Origin of the sequence: Mycobacterium sp. (assembly GCF_019243155.1) — a bacterium.
Taxonomy (GTDB): Bacteria; Actinomycetota; Actinomycetes; order Mycobacteriales; family Mycobacteriaceae; genus Mycobacterium.
The window spans coordinates 1-5258 of the sequence record NZ_JAFAUS010000415.1 but is presented as its reverse complement, the minus strand read 5'-3'; the positions used below and the strand labels follow the sequence as shown (position 1 = coordinate 5258).

General features: G+C 68.9%; 1 protein-coding gene. It reads left to right on the top strand.

What is annotated here, in order from left to right:
• Nucleotides 1–5258 (top strand): non-ribosomal peptide synthetase (locus JOZ00_RS21255; protein ID WP_293347578.1); only part of this gene is annotated, 5258 nt, incomplete at both ends.

Genomic DNA, 5258 nt, shown 5'->3' with positions numbered 1-5258 from the left:
CGCGGGCGGTGAGTCGATGACCTACCGGCAGTTGGATGCCGCGGCCAACCGGTTAGCCCAGCTGCTGGCCGCCCGGGGGGTGGGCGCGGGCCAGTGTGTGGCCCTGCTGGTGTCGCGCTCGCCCGCGGCGATCGTGGCGATCGTGGCGGTGCTCAAAACCGGGGCCGCCTATGTGGCCATCGACCCGACCGTGCCGGCCAAACGCCTACAGTTCGTGCTCGCTGACGCCGCCCCGGCGGTCGTGCTGACCAGCACCGAGCTGGGCGCGCGCCTCAAGGACCACGACGTGGCGGTCATCGACCTCGCCGACCCCGCCCTGGCCACCCAACCGAACGCCCCACTGCCGGCACCTGATGCCGAGGCGATCGCCTATCTGATCTACACCTCGGGCACCACCGGCACCCCCAAAGGGGTGGCCATCACCCACCGCAGCGTCACCACCTTGCTCGCCCAGCTCGACACCCGCCTCCCCGCCGCCGGAGTGTGGTCGGGATGTCACTCGCTGGCCTTCGACGTCTCGGTCTGGGAAATCTTTGGCGCCCTGCTGCGCGGCGGGCGCCTGGTCGTCATCCCCGAAACCACCGTCACCTCACCGCCGGACCTGCACCACACACTGGTCGCCGAGGGGGTGAGCGTGTTGACCCAAACCCCCTCCGCAGTCGCGATGCTGTCCCCCCACGGCCTAGACGCCACCACCTTGGTCACCGTCGGGGAAGCCTGCCCCCTCGACCTGGTCACCCAATGGGCGCCCGGGCGGACCATGCTCAACGCCTACGGCCCCACCGAAACCACCATGTGCGTGGCCATCAGCACCCCCCTAACCCCCGGCAGCCCCGTCGTGCCGATCGGCACCCCGGTGCCCGGCGCCGCCCTGATGATCCTGGACACCTGGCTACGGCCCGTCCCACTCGGCGTGATCGGCGAGCTGTACGTCACCGGCACCGGCGTGGCCATCGGCTACCTGGGCCGGGCCGGGCTGACCGCATCCCGATTCATCGCCAGCCCATCCGGGCCCCCGGGGACACGCATGTATCGCACCGGCGACCTGGTCCGCTGGGGCACCGACAACCAACTGCACTACCTGGGCCGCGCCGACGAACAAGTCAAAATCCGCGGCTACCGCATCGAACTCGGCGAAATCCACACCGCCCTCACCGCGTTAAACGGCGTCACCCAAGCCGCCGTCATCGCCCGCGAAGACCACCCCGGCAACAAACGCCTCATCGGCTACATCACCGGCACCACCGACCCCACCACCCTGCGCACCCAACTCGCCGACCGACTCCCCCCCTACATGATCCCGGCCGCCATCATCCACCTCGACACCCTGCCCCTCACCCCCAACGGCAAACTCGACACCCGCGCCCTCCCAGCACCCGAATCGCTTGACGTTGATGGTTATCGGGCCCCGGGCACCGCGGTCGAGGAGATCGTGGCGGGCATCTTCGCCGACGTGTTGGGTGTCAAGCGCGTCGGCGTCGACGACTCATTCTTCGACCTGGGTGGGGATTCGCTGCTGGCGATGCGCTTGTCGGCGACGATCAACGCCTCACTGGATGCCGACATCTCGGTACCGGCCGTTTTCGACGCGCCGACGGTCGCCAAGTTGGCGCGCCGCATCGGCGTGGGCTCGCGCCGGCTTCAACCTTTGGTGCGAATGGACCGGCCTAAGGTCGTCCCGTTGTCGTACGCCCAGCAGCGGTTGTGGTTCATCGAACAGCTGCAGGGCCCCTCCCCCGTCTACAACCTGGCGGCGGCATTGCGGTTGAACGGGCTCCTCGATAGCGAGGAATTGCGCGCTGCGCTCGCCGATGTGGTGGGTCGTCATGAAAGCCTGCGTACGTTGCTTGCCGCGCCGGACGGGGTCCCCCAGCAACTGGTACTGCCCCCCGAACGCGCCGACTTCGGTTGGGATCTCGTGGATGCCAACGACTGGCCGGCGGAGCGGCTGGATCAGGCCATCGCCACGGCAGCACGTCACGGTTTCGACCTGAGTGCTGAGATCCCTTTGCGGGCAACGCTTTTCCGCAAAGCCCTGGACGAACATGTGCTGGTGGCCGTGGTGCACCACATCGCCGCCGACGGCTGGTCGATCGCTTCGCTGATCAAAGACTTGGCGGTGGCCTACGCCAGCCGGTGTGCGGGCCACGCCCCCGGCTGGGCGCCGCTGCCGGTGCAATACGTCGACTACACGCTGTGGCAGCGCGCGCAGCTGGGAGACCTCGACGACGGCGACAGCCCCATCGCAGCGCAGTTGACCTACTGGGAGCAGGCACTGGCGGGGCTACCCGAGCGTCTGCAGCTGCCCACCGATCGGCCCTATCCTCCGGTCGCCGATCAGCGTGGCGAAAGCGTCATCGTGGATTGGTCGCCGGAGTTGCAGCGGCAGGTCGCGCGACTAGGCCGCGAGCACAACGCGACCAGCTTCATGGTGGTTCAGGCCGCCCTGGCGGTGCTGTTGTCGAAGATCAGCGCCAGCCCCGACGTGGCGGTCGGGTTCCCGATTCTCGGACGGCGCGACCCCGCGCTGGACGAATTGGTGGGCTTCTTCATCAACACCTTGGTGCTGCGGGTCGATGTGTCGGAGGATCCCACCACCGCCGAACTGCTGGACCAGGTGCGCCGCCGCAGCCTGGCCGCCTACGAGCACCAGGACGTGCCGTTCGAAGTGCTTGTGGAGCGGCTCAATCCGTCAAGGTCGCTGGCCCACCATCCCCTGGTTCAGGTGATGGTCGGTTGGCAGTTCGCCGGGGACAGCGATCCCGCGGCCGGGCTGGTGCTGGAAGGGCTGCAGGTCACCTCGTTACCGGTGAACACCCGCACCGCCCGGATGGATTTGGCGCTGTCGCTGGCCGAACGCTTCGGCGAGGGCGGTGAGCCCGCGGGGATCGGCGGAACGGCGGAGTTTCGCACCGACGTGTTCGACGCGGACAGCATCCGCGCACTGATCGCCCGGTTGGAGCGGGTGCTCATCGCGATGACCGCCGACCCGGGGCAACGGCTCTCGTCGTTGGATCTGCTCGACGCAAGAGAGCGCGCCCGCCTCAACGAGCTCGGCAACCGCGCGATACTCACCGAGCCCGCGACCCAAACGTCGATTCCGGCTGTGTTCGCGCAGCAGGTGGCCCGGGCCCCCGACGCGGTGGCGGTGACCTTCGAGGGCCGTTCACTGACCTACCGCGAGCTCGACGAGGCCGCCAACCGGTTGGCACATTTCACGGCCGGGCACGGGGCGGGGCCGGGACAGTCTGTGGCACTGCTGTTTTCGCGGTCGGCAGAAGCGATCGTGGCGATCTTGGCGGTCCTCAAAACCGGGGCGGCGTACCTGCCGATCGATCCGGCGCTGCCCGCCGCGCGGATCGAGTTCATGATCGCGGACGCCGGGCCCACTGCCGCGATCACCACGGCGGATCTGCGCTCACGGTTGGACGGGTGCGAACTGGCGATCATCGATGTCGACGACCCCCACATCGACGCCCAGCCCAATACCGCCCTGCCGGGCCCGGCGCCTGATGACCTCGCGCACATCGTCTACACCTCGGGCACAACCGGTGTGCCCAAGGGTGTAACGGTCACCCACCACAACGTCACTCAGATGTTCGAGGCGCTGGAAATCGGCGTGGAGTTGGCACCCCACCAGGTGTGGACGCAGTTCCACTCCTATGCCTTCGATTTCTCGGTGTGGGAGATCTGGGGCGCTTTGCTGTTCGGCGGGCGGCTGGTGGTGGTGCCCGACTCGGTCGCGCGCTCGGCGGATGACTTCCACACGTTGCTGGTCGACGAACAGGTCACCGTTCTGACTCAGACCCCCTCGGCGGTGGGAGTGCTCTCGCCGCAGGGGTTGGAGTCGGCGGCGCTGGTGATCGGTGCGGAGCCGTGCCCCGTCGAGCTGGTGGACCGGTGGGCGCCGGGCCGGGTGATGGTGAACGTGTACGGCCCGACCGAGACGACGATGTGGGCGTCCAAGAGCGCGCCGCTGAAACCGGGCTCGGGGCCGCCGCCGATCGGCTCGCCGATCACGTGGGCTGCCTTCTTCGTGCTGGATGCGTGGCTGAACCCGGTGCCCGTCGGGGTGGTCGGCGAGTTGTATCTGGCCGGCCGCGGCGTGGGCGTCGGGTATGTCCGCAGGCCAGGGTTGACCGCATCGCGCTTCATGGCCTGCCCGTTCGGGGCGCCCGGGACGCGGATGTATCGCACCGGGGATCTGGTGTGTTGGGGCGCCGATGGGCAGTTGCAATATTTCGGGCGCGCTGATGAGCAGGTCAAGGTCCGCGGCTACCGCATCGAACTCGGCGAGATCCAGACGGCTCTGACCGCGCTGGACGGGGTCGAGCAGGCGGTGGTGGTCGCCCGCGAGGATCGTCCCGGCGACAAGCGCCTGGTCGGCTACATCACGGGGACCGCGGATCCGGCCGAGGCGCGGACCGCGCTGGTCGAGCGGCTCCCGGCCTACATGGTGCCGGCGGCGGTGGTGGTCATCGACGCGCTACCGCTGACTCCCAACGGCAAACTCGACACCCGCGCCCTGCCGTCACCCGAATACACCGCCGGCCCGTACCGCGCCCCGGCCAGCGCCATTGAAGAGGTGCTGGCCGGCATCTACGCGCAGGTGTTGGGCCTCGATCAGGTCGGCGTCGACGAGTCGTTCTTCGACCTCGGCGGCGACAGCATCCTGTCGATGCAAGTCGTGGCCCGGGCCCGCGCCGCCGGACTGATCTGCCGGCCGCGCGACATCTTCGTCGAGCAGACCGTGGCCCGACTGGCCCGCGTAGCCGCCGTGGCCGACGGTGCGGACCGACCGGTCGACGAAGGCGTCGGGCCGGTGATCGCGACTCCGATCATTCGCTGGCTGCAGGGCCTGAGCGGCCCTATCGACGAGTTCAACCAGACCGTCGTGGTGTCGGCCCCGGCCGGAGTCACCGAGGGCGACGTGGTGGCGGTATTGCAGGCCCTGCTGGACCGGCACGCCATGTTGCGGCTGCGCGTCGACAGCGACGGCGCCGGCGGCTGGTCGCTGTGGGTGCCCGAGGCCGGATTGGTCGATGCCGCAGCATGTTTGCAACCGGTGGACGCGCTCTCCGAGGATGCCCTGCTGGCCGCCCGGGCCCAGCTGAATCCGGCCACCGGAACCATGCTGCGCGCGCTGTGGGTGGCCGAGACCGGTGAGCTGGCGGTGATCATTCACCACCTGGCCGTCGACGGCGTGTCCTGGCGAATCCTGTTGGAGGACTTGAACATTGCCTGGGCGCAACACCACG